Raw genomic sequence first — 23,254 nt, forward strand, 5'->3', positions numbered from 1 at the left:
CGAACCCGAGGCTAATCGTGAGTGGGTAGCCGTGGCCACTGGCGTCCACTATGGGCCAAGGTGGCGGGGTCCGTGGTGAGCAGCGTGCCGGCCTCACCCGATTCGCGCACCGTGCTCGCCGCGGCGACACTGCGCACCTCGAGCTCGGCCACACCGACCAGCACCACGAGGCCCACGACGACCAGCGCCACCGTGGTCAGCAGCGGGGTGAGCAGTTCGACGGGCGCAACGCCCTCGGGTAGCCCGTGGTGTTGCCCGTGGTGCGCGCTCATGGACGCCATACCGGTGTAATGCATACCGCAGACCGCGACCCCCATGATCAGCGCCGCGCCGACGGTATTGCCCCAGCCCTGCACGTGCAGCATGAACCACAGCGCGGCGGTGGCCGCGACCACCGCGATCGCGATGGACAGCAGGACCAGGCCGGTGCTGTATTCCATATCGACGCCGGTGCTCATCGCAGCCATACCCAGGTAGTGCATGGCCACCACGCCGAGACCGGTGATAGCGCCGCCGAGGGGCAGTGCGACCGCCTCCCGGTGCCCCCGGACGACGATCACCAGCCCGATCAGCACCACGACGATCGCAATCACCGCGCTGAGCAGAGTCATCGGCATGTTGTACCGGATGCTCGTACCGTCGATGGTGAAGCCGAGCATCGCCGTGAAATGCATAACCCAGATTCCGGCCCCACCCAGCGCGATGGCTGCCGCGACCAGCCAGCCGTAGGCAGGGCTCGCCGTACGTGCGCGGACGGCGCAGCGCAGGCCGAGCACCGAGCCTATGAACGACATCACATAGGCAAGGACAGGAGTCACCCAGCCATTGCTGAAGTGCTCGAGTTGTAGCACGTCTCTCTACTCCGCTTGTACTAGTCGATTTCCGAACCACAGCCACGCAGGCAGAAGTTCGATGTTCCCGAAGCCGGGCTACAAAGTAAAAATTTCACCTCAGACGGGTATGCGCCCGCCACCTGATGTCACAACTGGGCTACCCGGCCCGAAGCGGTGAATCAGCCCAGGAGATACGCCGGGGTGGCCGGGGGAACGACGTTGTACACGAAGTTCTGCCGCAACTGGTGGTACGGCTCGCCCTCGGCGAAGAAGTTCCGACGCATATGTGCCAGCTCCTCGGACCGGTAATCGGCCAGCGGTTTGACCGCTTCGTCCGCTTCCCGCTGCCGTTTCTTCGCCGTCAGACGGCCCTCCAGCTCCGGCGAATCGGCGAGCAGGGACGCTTCCCGGCGCACCCACTCACGGAATTCGGCGGTACCGCCCGCCCCGACCCGGTCCACCAGGCCGATGGCCGCGGCCGCGCCGGCCCCGACCGGCAGGGTCTCCCTGGTCAACCGCGCGGCCTCGGTCGCCCCCACGCGGCGCGGCAGCGAATACGTCCAGTATTCCGACCCGTACAGGCCCATGAGCCGGTAGTGCGGATTGAGCACGACCGATTCACGGCACCACACCTCGTCGGCGGCCAGCGCGAGCATCACCCCACCGGCCGCCGCGTTCCCGGTCAAGGCCGAGATCACCAGTTTGTCCGTCGTGGTGAGAATGGCCTCCACCAGATCGTTCATCGCGGTGATGTTGCGCCACGATTCCTCGGCCGGATCCTCGGCCCCCTCGATGACATTGAGATGGATCCCGTTGGAGAAGAAGTCGCGGGCGGGGCCCAGTACCAGCGCACGGATCGGCCGCGCACAGGCCTGCCGGTAGGCCGCGAGCAGGCGCCGGCACTGCACGGTACTCATGGCACCGCCGGCAAAGGCGAATTCCAGATAGCCGACGGACCCCTGCTCGTAATAGCTCAGTTCCGACCAGGTATCGCGGACCGCTGCTTCGGCGGGTGTGACCGGTACCTCGGGAACATCCCCGGGCAGGTCGGTGCCGAGCGCATGGGTGGCGGGTCGTTTGAAAGTCGCCGGTCCGCCCGGTTTCCGGCGCCGCCGCAGCTGCGGCAGCCAGACCGCGCCGTCGACAGTGGCCCGGCAGATCGCCCCGTCGCGAGTGGCGACGACGGCCCCGGGGGTGCCCCGCAACCGGTCCTCGTGGTGACCGCCGTGGAGGAAATACTCCCGGCCGTACAGTTCGTCGAGCACTCCCGGCTGCGAATCGGCGGCGCGCAGTTTACGCAGGACAGAAGCGGTGTCCTCGCTATCCCAGTCGATCCGGCGGTACTGCTGGGAATGATAGGGCCGCAACTGCCCGCGCACATCGGGACGGCTGTAATCCAAAGGCTCGGGCCCGAATTCACCGCCGGCGAACCGGTCGACGGCCAGCAGTACCGCGGTCACGGCGGCATCGGAGACCTCGTTGCGGTACAGCTCGCTCTTCCCGCAGGCTGCCACCGGGAACCGCACGGATGCCCAGATCGGGCCCGCGTCCATTTCCGCGACGGCCTGCAGTACCGTGACGCCCCACTCCCTGGCACCGGTGCTGATCGCCCAGTCGAGCGAGGAGGGCCCGCGGTCCCCCTTCGGGCCGGGATGCACGATGAGTACGGTATGCGCGGTCCAGATGTCTTCCGGGATCGCCGTCGTCAGCATCGGCGCCACGATGAGGTCGGGGCGGAAATGCGTGACCCGAGCCCGCAGCAGATCGTCGCCGAGTGCCAGTTCGACCCCTACCTCGTGCCCGCGACCGCGTAACTCGGTGTGCACGCGCTGCGTGAGACTGTTGAATGCGCTGGCGACGAGCAGGACGCGCAAGGTTTTTCCTCCATCGGGTGAGATCTGTTCGATCCCAAAGTATTGTTTCGATTCCCGACAAAGCTAATCCCCCGGCGCGCCGGCCGCAGTCCGGGGTGATCCCCGCAACATCTCAGCGTACGACGTATCCGTCCATCGCCCAAGACATTCCGCCCCTTCCTGGCCGGAAGAGCCACTCGCACGCAGTCCTGCGGCGGGCGTCCGCCCCACGGCCCACGACCGATTGCGCCTCCGGAACAGCGGTACGAATGATCTCGCCGGTGTACCCGTTCCCCCGGGGCACGGTGGCTCCGGGCCCGTTCGACGGCCGGGTTGTCTACGGCCATATCGTGAAACGATGCCGCCCCCGACCGTTGATTCGGTCGGGGGCGGCGTTCGGTGTCACGCGGGCGATCAGGCCCCGTTCTTCGCGGCCAGCGCCTTGGCTTCGCGGCGGCGGCGGTGCAGGATCGGCTCGATCTTCCCACTGGGAAGGTCGTCACGCCGTAGCTATCGAGGAGCCCGGCGAGGCCAAGCCACCCCCTGCCGATTCTCGACATCGGAGTTGAATCTGCACAGGTAGGCGGCGAATGCGGTCACATCGTCACTATTCCAGTCCTGCAGGACCTCGGCCACGAACTCCCGGTGGGCGCGACGCTGCTCCGCAAGCCGCTGCCTGCCTCGGTCTGTCAGCTCGTACTTCCGGGCCAGACCGCCGGCAGGGTCCGGAGTTCTCTGCAGAATTCCTGCGCGCACTGCTGCAGAGGCTTGCCGGGTCAGTGTGGAAGGATTCAGGCCCAGTGCCCCGCTGAGCTCGTTGATCGACATCGGTCTCTCGGCGTCGATACGGGACAACAACAGATAGGCGCTCCGGTCCAGCACCGGCTCGCCTCTATGGCGCGAGGCGGTACTGAACCGGCTGAAGATCATGGTCTCGAACTCGACCAGATCCATCGCATCACCCACGCGCGCATCTCCCTTCCGGCCGGCACGACGATTCGATGGCGTCTTCTCGAAGTCCGCGGCGCGTAGTTCCGCCGCCACGGACGCGTCGACCTCAGGGGGAGTTGTCGATGGATCGGCGATACGGCTGTCGTCGTCGATGTCGGCGACCGCCCCACGCACATCGGCTCCTCAGAGCTTGGGTTCCGCGAGCACTGCACTGACGCCGGCGTCCACCGGCAGTGCGACACCGGTTATCCCCGCGGCATCGGGCGAAGCCAAGAACGCGACGGCGGCCGCGATGTCCTCGGGTCGCCCGATCCGGCGCAACGGCAACTGGTCGGCGTAGGCATCCAGTCCACCGATCTGCTCCAGGTACGACTCAAACGCCGGGGTCCGCACCGAGCCCGGTACCACCGCGTTGACCCGCACTCCGTAGGCACCGGCCTCGACTGCCGCTTCCCGGGTCAACTGGATTACGCCGGCCTTCGCGACGCCGTAGTAGGGCACGACGCCGGGCACCTTCCGCACACCCGCCAACGACGCCGTGTTGACGATCGCGCCGCTACGTTGCTCCGCCATCACACGCAGGGCGGCGCGGATACCGCGAAACGTGGCACCGAGATTTCCGTCGATACCACGCTGCCAGTCGTCGTCGCCCAGGTCGACGAGCGTTCCCCGCCTTCCGAAACCGACGTTGTTGTGCAGAACATCGAGCCGCCCGTGGCGCCGGACCGTTCCGTCGACCAATTCGTCCAGGAATTCCGGCTCGAGCACGTCACCGGCGATCGCCTCGCCACGGGCGCCCGTGGTCATGATCTCCGCGACGGTCTCCTCCGCCGCGTCCTTGCGTATATCGGCGACGACGACCACCGCACCCTCGGCTGCGAGACGTAATGCCGCGGCCCGCCCGATTCCTGAACCGGCACCGGTCACGATCGCGACTGTTCCCTCGAACCTGTCCACCATGGTCCCTCTCCTTCCGCGGACAGGTGCCCGCGATGTTTCCTCAGCTCGGTACTAGACTTCACGGCGGTCCATCGGCACCTGCTCCGGAGAACCGTCTGCGGGCCGACCGTGCCGGTCGTACGTGCCGACCGGATCCGCAGTCAGCGCACCGACGTCGCCTCCGGCCCAGAACGTGCCCCACTCCGGGTCGATCGAGGGCAGCGCTGGACGGCGTCCTGCCGTCCCCCAGCTGTCGAAACCGACCGCTTGGGGATGCTCCGTGATGTCCGCTGCGTACCAGTGATACTCGCGGCGGCTCTCGAAGAGCCACTCACCGTCCACTCGCCGATAGTCGTCGTCGTAGCGGATCGCCATAACTATCCAGCGGTCCCCCACCTCGTGCTCCGCACGGCAGTAGACACTCCCCCGGGCTCGGACCGGACCGTCCGCGCCATCGGGCCCGAGCTCGATCCGATGTCCGCAGATCAGGTGCACCGACCGGTAGAACCACCGCACCTGTGGCTCGATGTAGGCCTTCAGAGCCTCTCGGCCCGATCCGTGTCTGCCCATATTCACATCGGGCACGAACAGCTGCGTCCACGCATCGATATCGCGCCGGTCCACCGCGAGGGCGTAGCGAATGGGTAGCTGCCCGATCTCCCATTGGGCTTCGAGCCGGGCCAGCCTCGCAGCGTCGCTCATCGGGTAACTCCTGCGGTTTCGTGCTCGGTACTCGGCTTGATCTCACGCAACAACGGCGCCAGGTCCGTCGCGACGGCACGAATATTCGCCGCCACCTGGTCGGCCTGCATCCCGGGTAGGGCCGCCCAGAAGTACACCGTGTCGACCGGCGCCCCGGCGGTGAAGTCGCGCACGAATTCGGCGACCTCGGCAGCTGTGCCGAAGACGAAATAGTCGGTGGATGTCCGGCCGCGGGGCCGCCGGTCGCGGAGCACGTCCGGATCGACCGGCTTGTACGGCGGCAGATCGGAATACCCCATCCGCCCGTGCAGCCGGTAGGAGTTCGCCTGCTCGGCGAGGTGCTCGCGGACGATCGGCCAGTCCCGCTCGGGGTCGTCGCTGATCCACGCCTGAATACCACCGCCCATGCGCGCGATCGAAGGATCGTGCCCACCTTCGATCAGGCCGAGTCGATAGGGCTCCCAGTTCCGCGCATCGGGTGACAGCAGAAACTCGCCCAGGCGCCCCGCGCGACGCGCACCCTTCGGTCCGAGGTAGCCCATCCAGATCGGTACACGGGGTTGAGCCGGCGAGGGCGTGACGGCGCGACTCGACCACAACTCTCGAATGCGCCGAGCCCGATCGTCGTTGACTCCGTACCGGGTTCCCAGGTCGGCGTGGTAGAGATCGAACTCGGGCGGGCGATACCCCGCGCCGAGTCCCAGATCGAGCCGGCCGCCGCTGAGCAGATCGACGACGGCCGCTTGCTCGGCCAGTTCGGCCGCTTCGTGCAGTGGCGCCACGACCACCCCGGTGCCCAGTCGAACCCTGCGGGTGCGGGCCGCCGCGGCACCGAGCAAGGTCAACGGCGCCGGTAGGTAGTCGTCGGAGAAGCCGTGGTGCTCGGTCACCCAGATGCTGTCGAGGCCCTGGTGCTCGATCTCCTCGCACAACTCCGGGAACGCCCCGTACAACTCGACGGGATCGCGTCGCCACTTCATCGGGTTACGCATGTCGAAGTAGACACCAACGTCCACAGGACTTCCCCTTTCACCGGGCCGAGGCCCGGGTGCCGACGCTTATTCGATCCGCTCGGGGGCTGAGGCGCGGGGCAACGTGCCACGCATCTCTCGGCCGCCCACCCACCGCATAATAGCTAACTAATTGAGTTATTTCACATGCGGGGTTTCCGGCCCGAAATGCCACCGCCACGCATACGGGGCCGGTTGCGGTCGTGAAACGACGCCCCGAACCTCGATACCCGCGGCATGGCCAGGCCCAGCGCCGCCGGCAACCGGCGCACTTCGGCACGCCGATGAACGCGCTACCTCAGCCCTCGTCGTTGACCCAGCGGACGAACCGCGCGAGTGGCATGAATCCGTCGTGTGGCAGGCCTTGCTCCACACCGCCGGCTCCACCGAGTTCCACGATCCGCTGCACCCCCATGGCAGCGAGCGGGTCGCGCAACCGTTCCTTGCGGTGCGGCGGATACACCCCGACTGTCTGGGTGGCGACATTCGCAAACGTCACCGCGTCGCTCAGATCCGCGACCGGGACAACGTTGACCGTCCGCATATCGGGGTGGAAGTCGACCGGGTCCTCGGAGCGGATCACCACCCCGGACCCCGCGTAATCACCCCAGACCCGGTAGAAATCGTCCAGTCCCCGCAGGCCTTCGATCTCCTCCCGCAGATCGGGTCCGAGCGGCCGGCCCGCAGCGCTGGCGGTAGGGCGGGCCACTCCCATCCGTTCACAGAGAAGTGCGCAGTAGCGATCGGCGTCCTCCGTGGTTCCTTCGATGAACTGGAACCGGGACGCGGCGCAGGCCTGCTGCTCTACCAGGGTCGCGTCTGTCGCGGCGCGATCGGCCACAGCCCGAAGCGTTTCTTCCGAATCGAAGGCCTCGCGCCCGATCAGCGAAATCGAGGTCTTCGGATCGAAGGCGACGAGCTCGAAACCCGGACCGATGTACTTCTGCGCGTTGACGATCGTCGAACCGCCGCCCCATGCGACCAGTTTGTCGAAGAACTGCGGGCGGAACAGCGTGCCCTCGATCTTCGCATCGCCGCCACGCCAGTAGGCGGCCGAGAACGAACGCGTGACCGGATGCCCCGGCGCCACCGCGGCGAGCGCCCGCAACAGCGCAGGGGCGGTGAAGAGATCGTTCGAGGGAATCTTGATCAGGTTCAGTCCCTTGATCAGTGCGCCGCGAACGATCGTCTGCGCGGCGACACCGGGCGCATTACCCGCGATGACATGAACGAGGCGCGGCGGAAAAGCTCGTACCCGATGCGTTCGCCCACTGGGCGTATCGGTGATCACCCGCCAGCCGTCGATGACGTCCTTACCACCGAGTTCGTTATCGATCTGGAATTCCATGGACCGGCGCGTGAACACCTTGGGCAGATTTTCGTAGGACCGTTCGACCACCTCTGCGGGCAACGGGCTGGTCCGCTTGGCGAACACCATCGCCTTCGCGAACTCTCCGTCCACATCTTTCGCGATCCACTGTCCGACCTCGGCCAGCACATCGATGATCTCGTCGACAGGTACATCGAAGGCGGGTCCCGGTTCGGCGCGGGTCCAGACGAGCTGGGTGAGATCCAGTTCGGGAGTCGCGAATCGACCCGTGCCCCGGCCGTACGTCAGGGCGGACCCGCTTTCTATCCGGCCCTTCACGATGTGGGGAACGGCAACCGGGCTGCTGTCCTGTGTGGTGGTCATGAGCCGACTACTCCTCGAATGTAGGCGTCGATGGTTCCGGCGCAGCCGATATGGTCGTCCTGGCCGGGCCGCGCGAACCGGGCGATGTTGTCCAGCAGGGTTTTTCCCGGTCGTCCACATGGGCATCGGCCGGACAGGTCGATCGTCACCTTGTCTCCGGTGATGATGCCGCCCCAGCGGCCTTCGACACCGAGGTCGAGGAAGGCGAACCGCGCTTCGAGCCGCCCGTTCACGGCGTCGTCCGGGCCGAGCAGACGCTCACCGTTCTCGTCGAGCGGCAGCACGATGAGTCCGGGGGCGACGTGATACCGGCCGCCATCGCACATGGGCAGTGCCTGGGAAAGCTCCGTCATGCCGTAGGTGCCGGTCCGTACGACGTCCCCCCAGAAGCGCGCCACCTGATCCTTGTAGTCGGCCGGCAAGGCGACGCCCTTCACACCGCCCCCTGCGGAGACGATCGATTCGGGATGGAACTCGCCGTCGCCGATCCCGAGTTCGCGGGCCCGCTCCATGATCGCCATATGCTGGGCCCAGAGACCACTCACGCAGATCGGCTGGTCGCGATGTGCCAGCAAAGTATCGATGAACTTGTCGAGATCTGCCCGCATGCGAGCGGATTTCGCGGCGTCCGCCGACTCCCTCTCGGCGATCTCGTCGGGAGTTGCCGTTCCCGCCGCCATTTTCGTACGGAACGCCGCTGCCTTGCTGACCTCGGAGATCAGCAACGGCTCATCCGACAGCGCGTGCACCGCACCGGGGCGAGCCCAGTTCTCGACACCCGTATGAAAGGCCTCGACGGCGCTGGTACGCCCGAACGACGGCCCCATCCAGAACAGGACGTGGTCGTTGTCCGACCGGACGCGCGGCCAGCCGTGGGTGTATTTGAAGTGACGTGTTTTGCGCGCCCGGTCCGCCATCGTGTGGTTGAGGAACGACACTTTTCCGCTCGTCCCGCTGGTCGCGATCACCGCGTGCCCGGCAGCCCACAATCGCTCGAGCCAGTCGTCGACGTCGGAGACTCCCTCGATATCCACGTCCGAGAAATCGTCCGCGGACAATGTCGACAGCCACTGGAGCATCTTGTCCCAGCGACCCTTGTCGTAGAACGATTGCGGATAGGACTTGTACGCCGTGTGGGTGAACAGCAGCGGGACGATATCCGCGTAGGACCGGATGACGTCCACCCCGGCGTCCGTTGCGCGTTTGTCCAGCAGCGATATCCGGTGGCGTTGCCGCTGGAACAGGTCGTCGGCCGCAGCGATCCGTTCGGCGTCGAGGTCGTCTCCGGTGAATGCGAAAGCCCTCTCGGGGTCTTCTATGAGGTTCAGCAAATCCATACGTGTCTTCGACAAGGACATTTCCCCTGACATCGGGCACCGGCGATCGGTGCGTGTCTTCTGATTCGGTCCCGCGCCGGAGCCGGGGCGCAGTAAAGCGATGTGTCGGTCACGGAGAGCCCGGGGCCACTTCCGATAATGAGATAATTTATTCGGAAATTTCGGGCATTCGAGGAGTGAACCGGGGAACCTTGTTCCGCTAGGGGCATCTACCGGCGCGGGCGAATCTTCTCGACCCAGGCCCTGCCGCGGTGGGCAATACGAGCCCCTCGAGCACTGAGCAAACCCTCGACCGCTGCCGCATGCAGGACCGCACCATACGCCGGCCGCGGCCGCGGCACCGTGTACGGTCGCACTCTCCCCGGCACCACAGCGGCGTGGCCTTCACTCGCGGCCCCCGGGCGAGCCGTGCGGATTTCGCACCCAGGAAATAGGAGGTCACTATGGCAGACCGGCGGCAGGGCACCGGGCCGGCACATCAACTGGTGTCCCGGGAACTGCGCGCCGCCATCGCGGCAGGCAACTACCGTAACGGCGTCAGTCTGCCGACCGAGGCGGAACTCGCGCGGCAGCATGGGGTGAGCCGCCAGACCGTCCGACGCGCGTTCCAGGACCTCGTCGCCGATGGCACCGTCTATCGCGTCCCCGGCCGCGGAACATTCGTCACCGAGTCCGGCGGCCGCTACCTTCGCCACCACGGCTCCATCGAAGACCTGATGAATCTGTCCTCCGACACCACGATGGAAGTACTCACACCCCTACGCCGCCGCGTCGATACCGCCGCTGCCGGCCGGCTGCGACTCGACAGCGACGTGGTGTACACGGTCACATTCCGTCGCATCCATGAGGGCGTTCCGTTCGTCCTGACCACGGTGCACCTACCCGAGCACATCGCCCGGCATATCGTCGACCGCACCGAACTCGGGGTCGGCGGGCGAAGTTCGCACACCGTGATCGGTCTGCTCGAACCCCGGCTCACCAACCCGATCCTCGAGGCCGCGCAGTCGATCACAGTATCTGCGGCCGACACCGAAACGGCAGCCGCCCTCGACTGCGAACCCGGCCATCCGACACTCCGGGTCGACCGCCTGTACTCCGATACCACCGGGCAAGTGGTGGACCTGTCGATCAGCCACTTCCTGCCGGAGCACTACACCTACCGGGTGACTCTGCGCCGCAGCACGCCCTGACCGCTACCCGATCAGCTCATGCCCGTTCGAACCGGCAGTTGCCTGTGGCGGAACGATGTTCCTGCGCGGCATACGAGCGCTTCCCCTGGGCCGGCGAACCATTTTAGATATAGTAAAACGAAATACCTACTCTGAGGCGGTGGTGCTGTGACCATGAGCAGGCAAACAGCCGCTCCACACCTCGCCCAGAGCGCAGACCATACCGACATGGGCGTCGCGCTCGTTACCGCTGCGTGGCAGGTGCTCGAACGCTCCGGCTACCGGTCTCTCAAGATCCGCCAGATCCTCGACGCATCACGATGTTCCGCCGGCGTCTTCTACCGCCGCTTCCCGAGCAAAGCCCATCTGATGCTCGCGCTGATGCGAACGCAGTCCGAGCACGCTGTGCGGACCGTCGCCGAACAACTCAGCGGCACCGATGACCCGTGCGAGCAACTGACCGACTGGCTGCGGTTCCATATAGAGGTGCTCTACGACCGTCGTCGTCGGTCACGGGCCCTGATGTTCGCCGATACGGATTTCCTGGCCGCCCTCCCGGATGCTCCCCGGGAGCACAGTGTACGACCTACTCGTCGATGTCGCCCGACGGGGCGCGCGGTGCGGCGTCTTCGCTACAGCCGACCCGGACGGTGGCGCGGACGCGATATATCGACTCGTCCGCGGCCTCGTCTACGACCCACTGGCAATCGAGCCGACCGACCCCTTCGAAGTAACGCTTCTGCGGACACGATCTCATGCTTTCCAGTTACTCCACTGCACGCGGGAGGTATCCGGCGCCTACGACAGCCGCAAGTGAGCCGGCCCTTCCAGAACCCGGCAATGAGGGACCGCGCGGCACATCATTCTTCGAACGCAGAACGGAAGGAAAGCCCATAGTGGGACGATTGAACGGAAAGGTCGCCTTCGTCACGGGAGCCGCACGCGGTCAGGGCCGGGCACACTGCGTCCGGCTAGCCGAAGAGGGCGCTGACATCATCGCGATCGATATCGCCGGGCCGATGCCCGGTGGACATCCCAGGCCGGCGACGCCGGAGCAACTCGAAGAGACCAGGCAGCTCATCGAGAAAACCGGCCGTCGCGCCGTGGTCGGCCGCGCCGATGTCCGAGACTTCGACGCACTGAAAGCGGTCGTCGACGAGGGCGTCGACCGATTCGGCCGACTCGATATCGTCGTTGCCAACGCGGGCACCATGTCCGGCGGACGCATGTGGGAACTGACCGAGGAGCAGTGGAACATCTGCATCGACGTCAACCTCAACGGAGTATGGAAGACCGTCAAAGCCACCGTGCCACACATGATCGCGGCCGGAAACGGCGGCTCCATCATCCTCACCAGCTCCGCGGCCGGCTACCGCGGCTACCCTCGCTCGGGTGGCTACGGTGCGGCCAAGCACGGCCTCGTGGGCCTCTGCCGGACACTGGCGGTCGAGGTCGCGCGATACAACATCCGGGTGAACACCATCCACCCGAACGGCGTCCGCACCGCCATGGGCCGGGCACCCGACCCGGAAGTACTGCGTGCCACCGGAATCGACGATTACGAGATCTGGCTGTTCGACCAGGTCACCGCCACCGCACTGCCCGAGGGCATGCAGGAACCCGAGGACGTCGCCGCGACGGTCGCCTACCTGGCAAGCGACGAGGCACGGTTCACCACCGGAACCTCCCTCCAGATCGGCGCGGGCAACCAGCTCATGTGAGCTGCCGCCGCACCTCTCCGGCTTCGGCTCTTCCGGCAACACGGCCTCGTTTACCGGAAGAGCGCTCGCCCGCCGTCCGCGAACAGGGTGCGTCCCGTCATATAGTCGGAGTAGGAACTGCTCAGGAACACGACGATACGACCCACATCGGTGATCGGGTCGCCGATACGCCGCATCGGGAACTGTGCCAGTGTCTTCCGGAGGTTCGCCTCACTCAGACTGTCCTTCACCTGCTCCCATGCCGGTGACGAACCCGTCGGCACAATGACATTGACCGTGATCCCGTACTTGCCCCACTCCGTGGCAACCGACTTGGAGAGTCCACGTACCGCTTCCTTCGCGGCCCCGTACGTCGCCATACCCGGGACTCCCTCGGTTCCTGCTCCGGAACCGAAATTGACCACCTTCCCGCCGTTCTCCTTGAAGTACGGGAAGCAAGCCTTCATACAATTGAAGGTGCCCAGCACAGAAGATTCGAAGGCATCGATGAGGTCCTCCGCGGTCGCCGCGTCGAACGGGACCAGATTCTGAGTCATCGCGTTGTTGATCAGGATATCGACCGTCCCGAACTCGGCGACTGCCGCTTCGACGGCGCCGTCGACGGACGAACGATCTCGCACATCGCATTCCACCGCCAGCGCCTTGTGGCCGGCCGCCGTGAGGTCCCCTGCCACTCGCTGAACCTTCGCGAACACCTTGTCCGCGAGGACGACGGCCGCTCCGTCGGCCGCCAGCGCATGAGCGACCCCCTCACCCAAGCCCTGGCCTGCACCGGTGACCAAGGCGACCTTTCCGTCTACCAGACCCATCCCGGGTTCCTTTCGAAGTGGTTGTCATGCAATGTCAGAGCCGCCGCGGGAACGGCGTCTGAGCCTGCAGGGCGCGGCAACGGTGGTTGTGCCGTCAGAGACGATCCCTCATCAGGAGCGTAGTCGCGACCAGGCGTAGAAGATAATTATTCAGCTAGTTACGCGAATCAACCACCTCCGACCCGACCATACAACCCCGATTCACACGCACACAGTTTCCCAGAGCCCTGATATCCGATTAATCTTTTCACTATACTTCGGGGCCTACAGGGTGTGGCACGGCACCGGCCACACCCTGCAGGGCGTTTACGCGCTTCGGGCAGTAGCGCAAGGACATGCAGTCACCCACCGCGGTAGCCAACGAAGTTCCACGGAGTTCAACGGAGAATGCCAATGAGTGAGATCGCCGGGCGTCTGAGCTGGCAATTGATGAGCCGTATCGTGCAGAAGAAGATGTCGTTGCCGGAGCCGATGACCAGAAACATCGTGGCGCAACGCGATCTGGAGACCCGGATGCCCGACGGCACAGTTCTGCTCGCGGACCTGTATCGGCCCGGCTCGTTCTCGGGATCGCTGCCGACCCTGCTGGTGCGTTCACCCTACGGCCGCCGCGGCATGTTATCGCTCTACGCCCGGCCGTTCGCCGAACGCGGCTACCAGGTCCTCCTCCAAAGCGTCCGGGGCACCGACGGTTCCGGCGGTGAGTTCGAGCCGCTGCGTCACGAACGAGCCGACGGACTGGCGACGATCGATTGGGTTATCGAACAACCGTGGTTCGACGGCAATCTCGTGCTGGGCGGCCCGAGCTATATGGGCTTCGCCCAATGGGCGGTCGCCGACAAGGTGCCGGCGCAAGTGAAGGCTATCCTGCCGACGACAACGTCATCGAATGTCATCGACGCTTTCCACCGCCCGGAGGGCATGCTGGCCGAGAACCTGTTGAATTGGACCTCGCTGCGATTCACCTCCACAGTTGTTTCTCACCTGATGTCCGAGGTCGGGTTCATGCGACGACTCCGGCGAGTGCTCGAGGAGGGACCGGTTGTTGATTCCGATTCCCGCATGGTCGGCCAGGCATGGCCGTTCTTCCAAGAGGTGGTCCAGCATCACAGTGACGATTCCTACTGGACCACCGTCGACGTCGATCACCGAGAAACGATAACGAAGACCGCCGTGCCGGCCAGTATCATCGCCGGCTGGTACGACCTGTTCCTCCCGCACACACTGCGCGACTACCGCGCCCTCGTCGACGCGGGTCAGCAACCGCGGCTCACCGTGGGCCCGTGGACGCATATAGACAACGGCCTCCGTGGTGCCGCGATCCGGGAAGGAACGCAGTGGGCACTCGCTCTCGCGCGCGGCGAGGAAGTCGCCGAACAAGACCCGGTCCGGGTGTTCGTCGTCGGCAGCGACCAATGGCGCAGCTTCACTTCGTGGCCTCCGCCGGAAGCAATCACCGACCGCTGGTACCTACATCCTGAGGGCGCACTCGACAGGAGCCCCGCCGCACCGAGTGCCCCGGACCGTTATCGTTACGATCCCGCCGACCCCACGCCATCGGTGGGTATGTCCAAACTCGCCGCCCAGAAGGTCGGCCCTCGGGATAATCTGGAACTCGAAAACCGCTCGGATGTACTGACTTTCACTTCCGGCCCGATGGCGCACGACTATGAGGTGATCGGCGACATCACGGCCGAAATCTGGCTTCGCTCCAGTCGGCCGAGCACAGACCTCTTCGTCCGCATCTGCGACGTCGATTCCGACGGGCGCTCGATCAACGTCTGCGATGGCATCACCGTCGTCGAGACCACGGAGGCGGAAGCAGCCGAACCGGCGAAAGTGATCGTGCACGTCTGGCCCACCGCCCACTGCTTCCGCGCGGGCCATCGCCTGCGGATCCAAATATCCAGCGGGGCCCACCCCGTCTACGCCCGCAATCCCGGCAGCATCGGGGAACGCCTCACCGGCACGACACTCCACGTGGCCGACCAGGAAATCTTCCACGACCCAGAACACGAGTCGGTTGTGCTGCTCCCCACTTCGCCATCGCGGAGCTGAAGACGAGGATGCGGGGAAGACAAGTGGTGGTCTTCCCCGCATCCGCCGACGCGGCGGCCGTCACCGGGACACCAATTACTGTCGACTCACCACCGATTCCCTCGCCACAACCGAAGGGATAACGGCGACGGTGGCCTCGTCCGCCGCCGCATTCCGTGCCCTGTTCCGCCCCGGAATGGACAGTCCGGCGAGCGCGGCGAGTCCGAAGACCACACCGAGCAGGAGAAACCCGCGGGTGTAGCCGACTTCGGCGGGAAGCCCCGACGGCAGTACTTGGGCGGCAACGATACTCGACATCACCGCGGTGCCGATCGAGCCACCGATCGTCCGGATATTGGCATTCATACCGCTCGCGATCCCGCTCTGGCCGGCGGGCACGGCGTCGATGATGAGCCCTGCCAGGCAGGCGAAGGCCAGCCCGACTCCCAGCCCCGACAACGCGTTGACGATCATCACCGCGAGCACGCCGTCGTGCGTGACCGCCATGAGGAGCATGCCCGCCGCAGCGAGCAGACATCCCGTGATGACCACCGCTTTAGCTCCCACCCGCGCAGCCGTCGGCGCGGCGATGAGGCCGGCAACGAACGAGGCACACGCCATGGGCAGGATGAGCAGTCCCGATTCGGTGACGGTGGCGCCGAATCCGTACCCCGCCGAGGAAGGCGTCTGGATGAACTGCGGGAGGAAACCGAACGATGCGTACATACCCACGCCGACCAGCAACGCGACGAGATTGGTCGTCCATACACCGCGGCGGCGCATCATCCGCATATCGACCAGCGGGGTGGCGACACGGTGTTCGGTCGCGATCCATCCGGCGGCCAGGAGCGCGGCCGCGCACACACCGGCCAGGAATGTCCGCGAGGTCCAGCCCCACTCCGGAGCCCGGCTCAGCGAGAACAGCAGAGTCACCAGGAACCCGGCGAGCAGCACCGCGGGCAGCAACGACACCCGGCCCCTGGTCCGGACGGGCGAGGCCGGGATGAACAACAGGGCGGCGACCGCAGCCGCTCCGGTGACGATGGCCGGCAGCCAGAACAGCCACGGGTAACCGAGCAAGTCGACCAGCGGGCCACCCAGCACGATGCCGATACCGAATCCGAACGACGTGAGCGAGGAGACGACGCTCAGCGCGGCAGTGACCCGCCGCGGCGGCAGCTCGTCGCGGATGATGCCGAACGCCAACGGCATCACCGCCCCGCCGATGCCCTGCACCACGCGGGCGCCGATCAGCACCCCGATCGACGGTGCCAGGGCAGCGATGATCGACCCGGAGCACAGCGCGAGGAGTGCGACGACGAGAAGGCGCTCCTTGCCCACGGCGTCCCCGATACGCCCGAGAATCGGGGTGAACACCGAAGCCGACAGCAGGTACGCCGTGAGAACCCAGGTCGCCGTGGCCTGGTCGGTCTGCATTTCGGTTTCGATACGCGGGAGTACCGGGACCGTCATCGACTGCATCAGCGCAAAGGAGGCCGCCGCCACCGCCAGCACCGCGAAGATGAGCCAGGAAGGAGTCCGCTGCGGGCGCACTCTCCTCATCGGCTGATCGGGTCGATTCCCACCGAGGAGCGACGGCGCGTTCCGCTGATCATGTTCCGGTCACACATAGTGGCTCCTCGTTCGGCCTGCCGCGCCGGCGACAGCCGATCACAGCAGACAACAGCTAGATAGTTGAACTCTAAAAGCAAACCATTAGCGTAAGCAAGGAAATGGCCGGGGCGTGCGTGGAGTCCGGCGCCGGCTTTCCACCGACCTCTCCGTGGTGCACTGGTTGTTCGGTCGCGGAGATGGAGCAGCCCGAGGCTGCCGATCTGTTCGGCGTCCTCGGGCTGCACGTCGGTGCCGGGTTCGACACCGATGCGGGTCAGCGGTGTTACGGCGTGGGCGGAACCACCGGCAGGATGACGTGAGAGGGTCGCGCTGCGTCGTGGAAAATCGTCTGCTGAGCGGGGCGCATCGTGGCGGGGTCTCCCGTGTTGAGATTGCGGTCCCAGCGCGGGAAGTTGCTGGAGGTGATCTGGACTCGGATGCGGTGGCCGGCGAGGAAGACGTTGCTGGTCGACCACAGGTCGATCTCGTACTCGCCGGGCTCGCCGGGAACGGCCTGGACGCGCTGGATGCCGTCGCACAGGTTGCGTGAGATGCCGTCGGTGCCGACGTCGCACAGTCGCGCGACCCAGTCGGTGGTGGGTGCGTCGGTGGCGGCGTGTAGTCGTACGCGGACCCGGCCGGTGACCTCGAGGTCTTCGGTGAGGGGTTCGCTGGTGTAGACGAGCACGTCGGGACGTTGCTCGATTGCCGCCTGGTCGAACTGGCCGGCCGGATATTCGAGGGCCATGACGAGGTTGCCGCCGCGGGTGCGCACCGGGTCCGCGGGGTCGTAGCGGTAGCTGTCCGGGGTTTGCTCGGCAGTGGGCGAGCCCGGAGTCAGGGTGGCGTCGGCACCGAGATACCAGGGTGTGTCGACCGCTCGGGTGAGCGGCCACTCGGACTCGTCGCGCCACTGGTTGGTGCCCATGACGAAGATCTTTACCGGCGGCGCGGTGTCGACTCCGTTGTCCACACCCTTGATCCAGTGATCGAACCAGCTCAGCTGCTGCTCGTTGAAGGCGATGCTCCCATGGGCCGAGGCCAGGCCGAAGTTCGTCTCGCCTGCCACGGCACCAAACGATCCGGATTTGCTGAGGTGACTCCACGGGCCGACGATCAGCCGAGTGGGCTTTCCCAGGGCGGCCATGGCGGTGTGGTTGTCCAGGGTGCCCTGCAGGAAGACGTCGAACCAGCCACCGCTGTTGAGGGCGGCAGCCTCCACGCTGCTGTGCTTGCCCGCGATCGTGGCTCCGTCGGCATTGACCGGATCGGCCAGCGCACGCCGCACACCGATGTCGGGAGCTCCGTGCCGGGCGACGGCGGGCAGTTCACCCGCGGGCAATTCCCAGTAACCGGCGGGGACGAGCCCGTCGTAGTCCGCGGCGAGGCTTGCGAGGGCGGCCCCTGCTTGGGCTGGGTCCTGCGCCCGCGCCGCGATCTCGCCGGCGCCGGTCATCAGTGACCACCACCCGTTGAGACCCAGTTCGATCGCGCCACCGCGGAAGTGCAGGCCGTCGCTGGGGTCGCTCCAGGTGATCTGCGGGCTGATCGCGCGCAACTCCGGCGGCTTGGCGAGCGCGGCTGCCCACTGGGTGTTGCCGGTGTAGCTGGCGCCGATCATGCCGACCACGCCGTTGCTGCCGGGCAGTCCCGCTGCCCAGCGCACGGTGTCGTAGCCGTCTTCGACCTCGTAGGTGAAGGGCAGCCATTCGCCTTCCGAACGGAGCCGCCCGCGGCTGTCCTGGTGGACGAGCATGTAGCCGCGGGACGCGGCGATGTACGGATCGAGCACCGACTGTATCGAGACGCGCCGGTCGTAGGGCGTGCGGTGGACGAGAACGGGCCACGGGCCGTCCCCGGTCGGCCGATACACATCGGCGCGCAGGACGGTGCCGTCGCGCATCGTGGCCTCGACGTCGAATTCGATTTCCATTCCGGACATCGTTGTCTCGCTTTCGATCTAACTGGGTTGGTGCTGTGTTCAGCGGATGGACGAGCCGATGCCTAGGCCGCCGTCGACGTCGAGGACGATGCCGCTGACGTAGCCGGCGGCCGGTGAGCACAGATAGGCGGCGGCTTCGGCGATGTCGTCGGGGGTGCCGGTGCGGCGCTGGGGGACCTTGGCGATGAGTTTCTCGCGGGCGGGGCCGTTCATCGAGGCGAGCATGGGGGTGTCGATGAGGCCGGGAGCGATGGCGTTGGCGGTTATGCCCTGACGGGCGGTTTCCAACGCGAGGGTGCGGGTGAGCCCGACGATGCCCGCCTTCGCGGCGACGTAGTTGGCTTGCCCGAAGTTGCCGCGCCAGCTCATCGAGGAGAACGACACGATGCGCCCGTATCCGCGCGAGCGCATATGCGGAAGCACCGCTCGGGCGCAGTAGAAGGAGCCGGTCAGCGAGACGTCGAGCACGGCGTGCCAGTCGTCGTCACCGATGTCCTCGACGCGGTTGTCGCGGATGATGCCGGCGTTGTTGACCAGTACATCGATGCGGCCGTGGCGAGCGGCGACGTCGTCGGCCCAGGTAGTGACCTCGGCCGAGGAGGTGACATCGACGGCGTGACTTGTGCAGGTGCGCCCGGTTTCGGTCTGCAAGCGGGTCGCGAGAGCGGTGGCGGCGTCGATGTTGACGTCGGCGATCGCCACGTGCGCGCCTTCGGCGGCGAAGCGCTCGCTCATGGCGGCGCCGAGGCCCTGGGCGCCGCCCGTGACCAGGACGACCTGGTCGGTGTAGCGGTTCAACGGTTTTCCTCTCCGGTGCGGTCCGGTTGGCGGTGCAGGAACGCGGTCAGCGCCGCGGGGACATCGGTGCTGTTCCAGTGCTTCTCGAACTCGGCGAGCTCGGTGGCCAGGCCCTCGTCCTCGTTCATGCCGGTCAAGTGGTGGAGCAGGGATTTGAAAGCCGACTGGGCCGGTCCGGCGGCGGCTGCGAGTTCCGCGGCCAGGGCCGCGGAAGCGGATGCGAGTTCGGCGGGCGGCACAACGGCGTGCAGCCAGCCGGTGGCGGTGAGCTGCTCGGCCGGCAGCAGCGTGCCGGTGAGCGCGAGCCAGCGGGCCATGGAGTCACCGACCTTGCGCGGTAGCCGCACGCTGGATCCGGCCGCGGGAAGCAGGTTGTTGCGGATATGCCCGTCACCGATCAACGTGCCCTCGCTCGCGATCACGACATCACAGGCCAGCGCAAGCTCGAGCCCGCCGGCCACGGCGTGGCCGTGCACCGCGGCCACCACGGGCAGCCGGCTGCGTTCGAGCCGGGTGACGACCGCCGAGACCCGGCGCAGGAATTCCGTCGGCCCGCCCGGGGTGTCGCGCAGGCTCAGGAAGTACTGCAGGTCGGCGCCGGCGCAGAAGCTCTTCCCGGCACCGGTCAGGACCAGGCAGCCGATGCTCGCGTCGGCCTCCGCGTCGGTGAGCGCGTCGTCCAGGGCGTCGATCAGTGCGGGATCGAGGGCGTTGCGGCGGCCGGGCCGGTTCAGGGTGAGGGTGCGGACCGGCCCGGCGTCGGCGACCAGGACCGGGACAGGCGCGTTCATAGCCCGCTCGCGGCGGCCCGGTCGCGGCGCAGCTGCGCGCGCTGGATCTTGCCGCTGGGCGTCTTGGGCAGCGCGTCGACGAAATGGATACGCCGGGGGTAGGCGTGGGCGGCATAGCCGGTCTTGACCCACTGCTGCAACTCGGCGACGAGGTCGTCGGATCCGGCGGTGTCGCGGGCGAGCACGACGAAGGCCTCCACCACCTCCCCGCGCACCTGGTCGGGCGCGCCGACGACCGCACATTCGTCGACCGCCGGGTGGCGCAGCAGAGTCGATTCGATATCGAACGGGCCGATCCGGTAGCCCGCCATGATGATGACGTCGTCGTCGCGGGAGGAGAACCGGATGACGCCGTCGCTGTCGATCGAGGCCAGATCCCCGGTCAGGAAGTAGGCGCCCTCGGCCCGGAAGCGGTCCGCGCCGACACCACCGACATAGCCGTGGAAGGTCATGAACGGGCTCTCGGCCACGACCACGGCCAGCCGCCCGGACTTTCCGGGCGGGGCAGGCACGTCGCGGTCCTCGTCGAGCACGGTCATCGTCCAGCCCGGCAGCGCGACCCCCATCGCCCCGCTGCGCACCGGCACCTCGAGTTGCGGGTGGTGCGGGAAACCGATCGGCATGCCGAGTTCGGTCTGGCCGTAGTGGTCGTGCACCCGCAAGCCGAGTGCTTGCTCGGCCCACTCGTTCACCTCCGGGGTCAGCGGCTCCCCGGCACTGGACAATCGTTGCAGCGCAAGCCCGGCGGGGATCGTCACGGCCGAGGCGCGCAACCCGCGGTAGACGGTCGGGGCGGCGGCGTAGTCGGTCACGGCGAGCTCGTGCAGCAAATCCCAGGTGGTCTCGGGCGAGAATCCGCCACGCAGCAGGATCGTCGGCACACCGGCGGCCAGTGGTGCCACGATCGCGGTGTAGAGACCGTAGGCCCAGCCCGGATCCGCCCCCGACCAGAACGTGCTGTCTGCCCGCACCCCTAGCCCGAATTCGAGGTAGCCCTGCCAGCCCGCGACATAGCGGACCGGATGCACCACACCCTTGGGTTTGCCGGTCGTACCGGAGGTGAACATGTGCACCAGCGCACCGTCACCCCCGACCGGCACCGAAGTGATCCCCCCGGGGTTCTCCGCTGCCATCCGGGCCTGCAGCCCGTCGGTGGCGTCGGTGCCGGCCACCAGCACCGACCAGGGACCGTCGGGTACCTTGGCCAGCTGGTCGTCATCAGCCACCACCAGCACCGCCCCGGCGTCGGTGAGCCGGGAACCGATCGCCTCGCTCGCGAAGGCGGTGAACAACGGCGTGTACACCGCGCCCAGCCGCCAGATACCCAGCACCACCGCGACCAGATCGGCGCTCTTGCCCATCACCGTCGCCACTCGATCACCACGCCCCACCCCGGCCCCGGCCAGCACCGCCGCGACCCGCCGCGACGCCTCGCCCAGCTCACCGTAGGTCCAGGTCGTGACCGACCCCGGTCCCTGCGCCACCGTCAACGCCGTACGGCCGGCCGGATGGCGATCGCACAGCAGCCACGCCACATCGGCCTGCGGCGCCCCGAACTCGTCGAGCAATCGGCCGACCCGCGCTCCGACTTCGTCCATCGACACTCCTAGATTGGGTACTAAACTCACGCATTAAGTACCGAGATAAGTACCAGGCAACCTACCTCACAACCGGAAAGGAGGGAAGAGGGTAAGTCAGAGCACATCTGAGCACCGGGAACCCGATTCGGGGAGACCGGTGCGGCCGCCCCAGCCGCACCGACGGCGGCCGAATGGAGATGTGTCAAACTCGCCGAATGGCCGCAACCTCGTCCAGGGACCGAACTCCAGTGAAGACTCCCCGCCGCCGCCGGGTCGACCTCGCCCGCCGCGAGGAACTGCTCGGCAGTATCCAGCGGATCTTCCTCGATGAAGGCTTTACCACGGTCACCATCGGAGAACTGGCCGACCGGCTGCACTGCTCACGCGCGACGCTCTACAGCGTGGCCTCCACCAAGGAGCAGCTGGTCGTGCTGGCAACCAAGGCCTTCTTCCGCTCCTCCGCCGAGGTCATCGAGCGCCGCGTGAGCGAGCACGACGATCCGCGCCGGCGCATCCTGACCTACCTCGACGGCGTGGCCGAGGCCATGCGGCGCAACTCGCCGGCCTTCTATGACGACATGGTCGCCTTCGCCCCGACCGCCGAAATCTACGCCCGCAACACCGCACGCGCGGCCGCACGCGTGCGCGAACTCATCGAGGAGGGCATCACCGCCGGCCAATTCCGGTCCACCGACGGCAACTTCGCCGCTCACCTGGTCGCACTGGCCATCGAAGGCGTCCAATCCGGAGTACTGCTCGACCGCACCGGCATGACCGCCGCCGACGCCTTCGCCGAGCTCGGCACCCTGCTGCTCAACGGGCTACTCTCCCGCCCGGACTGAACTGACCGCAGCGCGTGGGCCGCCCGGTTCCGTGCCGCAGAGAGCCGTCGTCGTGACCCGCACCGGCCAACGCACTACCGGCTCCGGAACACCGCCTAGGTCGCCATGGCGAGTGCGGCAATGTGTTCGAGAAGTTGTACCAGGACATACTTGGCCGAGTCCCGGTCCCGGGCGTCGCAGAAGACGATCGGCGTTCCGGGCGACACGTCGAGCGCCGCCCCGACTTCGTCGGTGTCGTAGTCGTCGGCGTCGTCGAAGCAGTTCACCGCGACAATGAACGGGATCGCGCGCGACTCGAAGAAGTCGACAGCGGCGAAGCTCGATTCCAGTCGACGGGTGTCGACCAGCACCACGGCTCCCAAGGCGCCCGCGGACAGTTCCTTCCACATGAACCAGAAGCGATCCTGCCCGGGGGTGCCGAACAGATACAGCACCAGTTCCGGACTGATGGTGATGCGCCCGAAGTCCAGCGCCACGGTTGTCGTGGTCTTGCCTTCGATCCCGCTCAGATCGTCGACCCCGGTGCTCAACTCGGACAGTCGTTCTTCTGTCCGCAGCGGCGCGATTTCGCTGATCGACTTGACCAGGGTGGTCTTGCCGACGCCGAATCCGCCGGCGATCAGAACCTTCACG

Annotated in this window: 20 protein-coding genes; 5 read left to right on the forward strand and 15 right to left on the reverse strand. The window is 66.7% G+C overall.

The features are described 5' to 3' along the window. Positions 1-11: 11 nt before the first annotated feature. The 8 genes from NFL01S_RS03240 to NFL01S_RS03275 all read right to left on the reverse strand — a co-directional run bounded on the left by NFL01S_RS03240 (position 12) and on the right by NFL01S_RS03275 (position 9,318). Positions 12-818, reverse strand: coding sequence for an MHYT domain-containing protein (locus NFL01S_RS03240; RefSeq protein ID WP_245670486.1), 807 nt, complete (start codon positions 816-818; stop codon positions 12-14). Positions 819-1,012: 194 nt separating this feature from the next. After that, positions 1,013-2,707, reverse strand: a complete 1,695-nt coding sequence (locus tag NFL01S_RS03245; RefSeq protein WP_062971153.1) for a hydrogenase maturation protein — start codon at positions 2,705-2,707, stop codon at positions 1,013-1,015. 489 nt (positions 2,708-3,196) lie between these two features. Continuing rightward, a complete protein-coding gene (locus NFL01S_RS03250; protein ID WP_245670487.1) occupies positions 3,197-3,811 on the reverse strand; it encodes a MarR family winged helix-turn-helix transcriptional regulator in 615 nt (204 codons plus the stop codon). 9 nt (positions 3,812-3,820) lie between these two features. Then, complete coding sequence (locus NFL01S_RS03255) at positions 3,821-4,597, reverse strand: SDR family NAD(P)-dependent oxidoreductase (RefSeq protein ID WP_210744332.1); 777 nt, start codon at positions 4,595-4,597, stop codon at positions 3,821-3,823. A gap of 51 nt (positions 4,598-4,648) precedes the next feature. Next, complete coding sequence (locus NFL01S_RS03260) at positions 4,649-5,278, reverse strand: nuclear transport factor 2 family protein (RefSeq protein WP_084492351.1); 630 nt, start codon at positions 5,276-5,278, stop codon at positions 4,649-4,651. Beyond that, positions 5,275-6,294 carry an LLM class flavin-dependent oxidoreductase gene (locus NFL01S_RS03265; protein ID WP_062971155.1) on the reverse strand — a complete coding sequence of 340 codons (1,020 nt, stop codon included), beginning with the start codon at positions 6,292-6,294 and terminating at the stop codon, positions 5,275-5,277. The genes NFL01S_RS03260 and NFL01S_RS03265 overlap by 4 nt, the downstream gene beginning before the upstream one ends. A 292-nt stretch (positions 6,295-6,586) precedes the next feature. After that, positions 6,587-7,981, reverse strand: a complete 1,395-nt coding sequence (locus NFL01S_RS03270) for an acyl-CoA reductase (RefSeq protein WP_062971157.1) — start codon at positions 7,979-7,981, stop codon at positions 6,587-6,589. Next, positions 7,978-9,318, reverse strand: a complete 1,341-nt coding sequence (locus tag NFL01S_RS03275) for a hypothetical protein (RefSeq protein ID WP_062971411.1) — start codon at positions 9,316-9,318, stop codon at positions 7,978-7,980. The genes NFL01S_RS03270 and NFL01S_RS03275 overlap by 4 nt, the downstream gene beginning before the upstream one ends. A 443-nt stretch (positions 9,319-9,761) precedes the next feature. On the opposite strand from NFL01S_RS03275, the gene NFL01S_RS03280 reads away from it, so the two are divergent. The 3 genes from NFL01S_RS03280 to NFL01S_RS03285 all read left to right on the forward strand — a co-directional run bounded on the left by NFL01S_RS03280 (position 9,762) and on the right by NFL01S_RS03285 (position 12,208). Then, entirely contained in the window at positions 9,762-10,508 is a 747-nt protein-coding gene (locus tag NFL01S_RS03280) for a GntR family transcriptional regulator (RefSeq protein ID WP_062971159.1), read from the forward strand. A 207-nt stretch (positions 10,509-10,715) separates the two neighbouring features. After that, a complete protein-coding gene (locus tag NFL01S_RS37530; protein ID WP_168433850.1) occupies positions 10,716-11,384 on the forward strand; it encodes a TetR/AcrR family transcriptional regulator in 669 nt (222 codons plus the stop codon). After that, positions 11,381-12,208, forward strand: a complete 828-nt coding sequence (locus NFL01S_RS03285) for a mycofactocin-coupled SDR family oxidoreductase (RefSeq protein ID WP_062971413.1) — start codon at positions 11,381-11,383, stop codon at positions 12,206-12,208. Before NFL01S_RS37530 ends, NFL01S_RS03285 begins: the two co-directional genes overlap by 4 nt. A 50-nt stretch (positions 12,209-12,258) precedes the next feature. Here NFL01S_RS03285 and NFL01S_RS03290 read toward each other — a convergent pair whose 3' ends face one another. Next, positions 12,259-13,017: an SDR family NAD(P)-dependent oxidoreductase gene (locus NFL01S_RS03290; RefSeq protein ID WP_062971161.1), complete on the reverse strand. Its 759-nt coding sequence runs from the start codon at positions 13,015-13,017 to the stop codon at positions 12,259-12,261. 393 nt (positions 13,018-13,410) lie between these two features. Between NFL01S_RS03290 and NFL01S_RS03295 the strand changes: the two genes are divergently transcribed. Then, positions 13,411-15,075, forward strand: a complete 1,665-nt coding sequence (locus NFL01S_RS03295) for a CocE/NonD family hydrolase (RefSeq protein ID WP_063915806.1) — start codon at positions 13,411-13,413, stop codon at positions 15,073-15,075. A gap of 75 nt (positions 15,076-15,150) precedes the next feature. Here the strand turns inward: NFL01S_RS03295 and NFL01S_RS03300 are convergent, their stop codons facing one another. The 5 genes from NFL01S_RS03300 to NFL01S_RS03320 all read right to left on the reverse strand — a co-directional run bounded on the left by NFL01S_RS03300 (position 15,151) and on the right by NFL01S_RS03320 (position 21,797). Beyond that, positions 15,151-16,617, reverse strand: a complete 1,467-nt coding sequence (locus NFL01S_RS03300; RefSeq protein ID WP_062971163.1) for an MFS transporter — start codon at positions 16,615-16,617, stop codon at positions 15,151-15,153. Positions 16,618-16,951: 334 nt separating this feature from the next. Next, the gene (locus NFL01S_RS03305) at positions 16,952-18,601 is read right to left on the reverse strand and encodes a CocE/NonD family hydrolase (protein WP_245670488.1); all 1,650 of its coding nucleotides are present in this window, start codon (positions 18,599-18,601) and stop codon (positions 16,952-16,954) included. Between the two features lie 48 nt (positions 18,602-18,649). Further along, positions 18,650-19,408, reverse strand: a complete 759-nt coding sequence (locus NFL01S_RS03310) for an SDR family NAD(P)-dependent oxidoreductase (RefSeq protein WP_062971166.1) — start codon at positions 19,406-19,408, stop codon at positions 18,650-18,652. Further along, positions 19,405-20,199: an enoyl-CoA hydratase/isomerase family protein gene (locus tag NFL01S_RS03315; protein WP_062971168.1), complete on the reverse strand. Its 795-nt coding sequence runs from the start codon at positions 20,197-20,199 to the stop codon at positions 19,405-19,407. Before NFL01S_RS03315 ends, NFL01S_RS03310 begins: the two co-directional genes overlap by 4 nt. Beyond that, complete coding sequence (locus NFL01S_RS03320; RefSeq protein ID WP_062971417.1) at positions 20,196-21,797, reverse strand: AMP-binding protein; 1,602 nt, start codon at positions 21,795-21,797, stop codon at positions 20,196-20,198. Before NFL01S_RS03320 ends, NFL01S_RS03315 begins: the two co-directional genes overlap by 4 nt. 197 nt (positions 21,798-21,994) lie before the next feature. Here NFL01S_RS03320 and NFL01S_RS03325 point away from each other — a divergent pair, with 197 nt between their 5' ends. Then, positions 21,995-22,621, forward strand: a complete 627-nt coding sequence (locus NFL01S_RS03325; protein ID WP_062971169.1) for a TetR/AcrR family transcriptional regulator — start codon at positions 21,995-21,997, stop codon at positions 22,619-22,621. Between the two features lie 95 nt (positions 22,622-22,716). Here NFL01S_RS03325 and NFL01S_RS03330 read toward each other — a convergent pair whose 3' ends face one another. Further along, positions 22,717-23,253, reverse strand: a complete 537-nt coding sequence (locus NFL01S_RS03330) for a GTP-binding protein (protein ID WP_062971419.1) — start codon at positions 23,251-23,253, stop codon at positions 22,717-22,719. Position 23,254 lies beyond the last annotated feature (1 nt).

Source organism: Nocardia flavorosea NBRC 108225 (genome assembly GCF_001613385.1).
GTDB lineage: Bacteria > Actinomycetota > Actinomycetes > Mycobacteriales > Mycobacteriaceae > Nocardia > Nocardia flavorosea.

What these genes read in the sequence shown, in the direction of transcription:
- NFL01S_RS03270 (WP_062971157.1), bottom strand. Translation starts at nt 7,981, where the DNA reads ATGACCACCACACAGGACAGCAGCCCGGTTGCCGTTCCCCACATCGTG.
- NFL01S_RS03290 (WP_062971161.1), bottom strand. Translation starts at nt 13,017, where the DNA reads ATGGGTCTGGTAGACGGAAAGGTCGCCTTGGTCACCGGTGCAGGCCAG.
- NFL01S_RS03275 (WP_062971411.1), bottom strand. Translation starts at nt 9,318, where the DNA reads ATGGATTTGCTGAACCTCATAGAAGACCCCGAGAGGGCTTTCGCATTC.
- NFL01S_RS03300 (WP_062971163.1), bottom strand. Translation starts at nt 16,617, where the DNA reads ATGAGGAGAGTGCGCCCGCAGCGGACTCCTTCCTGGCTCATCTTCGCG.
- NFL01S_RS37530 (WP_168433850.1), top strand. Translation starts at nt 10,716, where the DNA reads ATGGGCGTCGCGCTCGTTACCGCTGCGTGGCAGGTGCTCGAACGCTCC.
- NFL01S_RS03260 (WP_084492351.1), bottom strand. Translation starts at nt 5,278, where the DNA reads ATGAGCGACGCTGCGAGGCTGGCCCGGCTCGAAGCCCAATGGGAGATC.
- NFL01S_RS03295 (WP_063915806.1), top strand. Translation starts at nt 13,411, where the DNA reads ATGAGTGAGATCGCCGGGCGTCTGAGCTGGCAATTGATGAGCCGTATC.
- NFL01S_RS03255 (WP_210744332.1), bottom strand. Translation starts at nt 4,597, where the DNA reads ATGGTGGACAGGTTCGAGGGAACAGTCGCGATCGTGACCGGTGCCGGT.
- NFL01S_RS03315 (WP_062971168.1), bottom strand. Translation starts at nt 20,199, where the DNA reads ATGAACGCGCCTGTCCCGGTCCTGGTCGCCGACGCCGGGCCGGTCCGC.
- NFL01S_RS03305 (WP_245670488.1), bottom strand. Translation starts at nt 18,601, where the DNA reads ATGGAAATCGAATTCGACGTCGAGGCCACGATGCGCGACGGCACCGTC.
- NFL01S_RS03280 (WP_062971159.1), top strand. Translation starts at nt 9,762, where the DNA reads ATGGCAGACCGGCGGCAGGGCACCGGGCCGGCACATCAACTGGTGTCC.
- NFL01S_RS03325 (WP_062971169.1), top strand. Translation starts at nt 21,995, where the DNA reads ATGGCCGCAACCTCGTCCAGGGACCGAACTCCAGTGAAGACTCCCCGC.
- NFL01S_RS03320 (WP_062971417.1), bottom strand. Translation starts at nt 21,797, where the DNA reads ATGGACGAAGTCGGAGCGCGGGTCGGCCGATTGCTCGACGAGTTCGGG.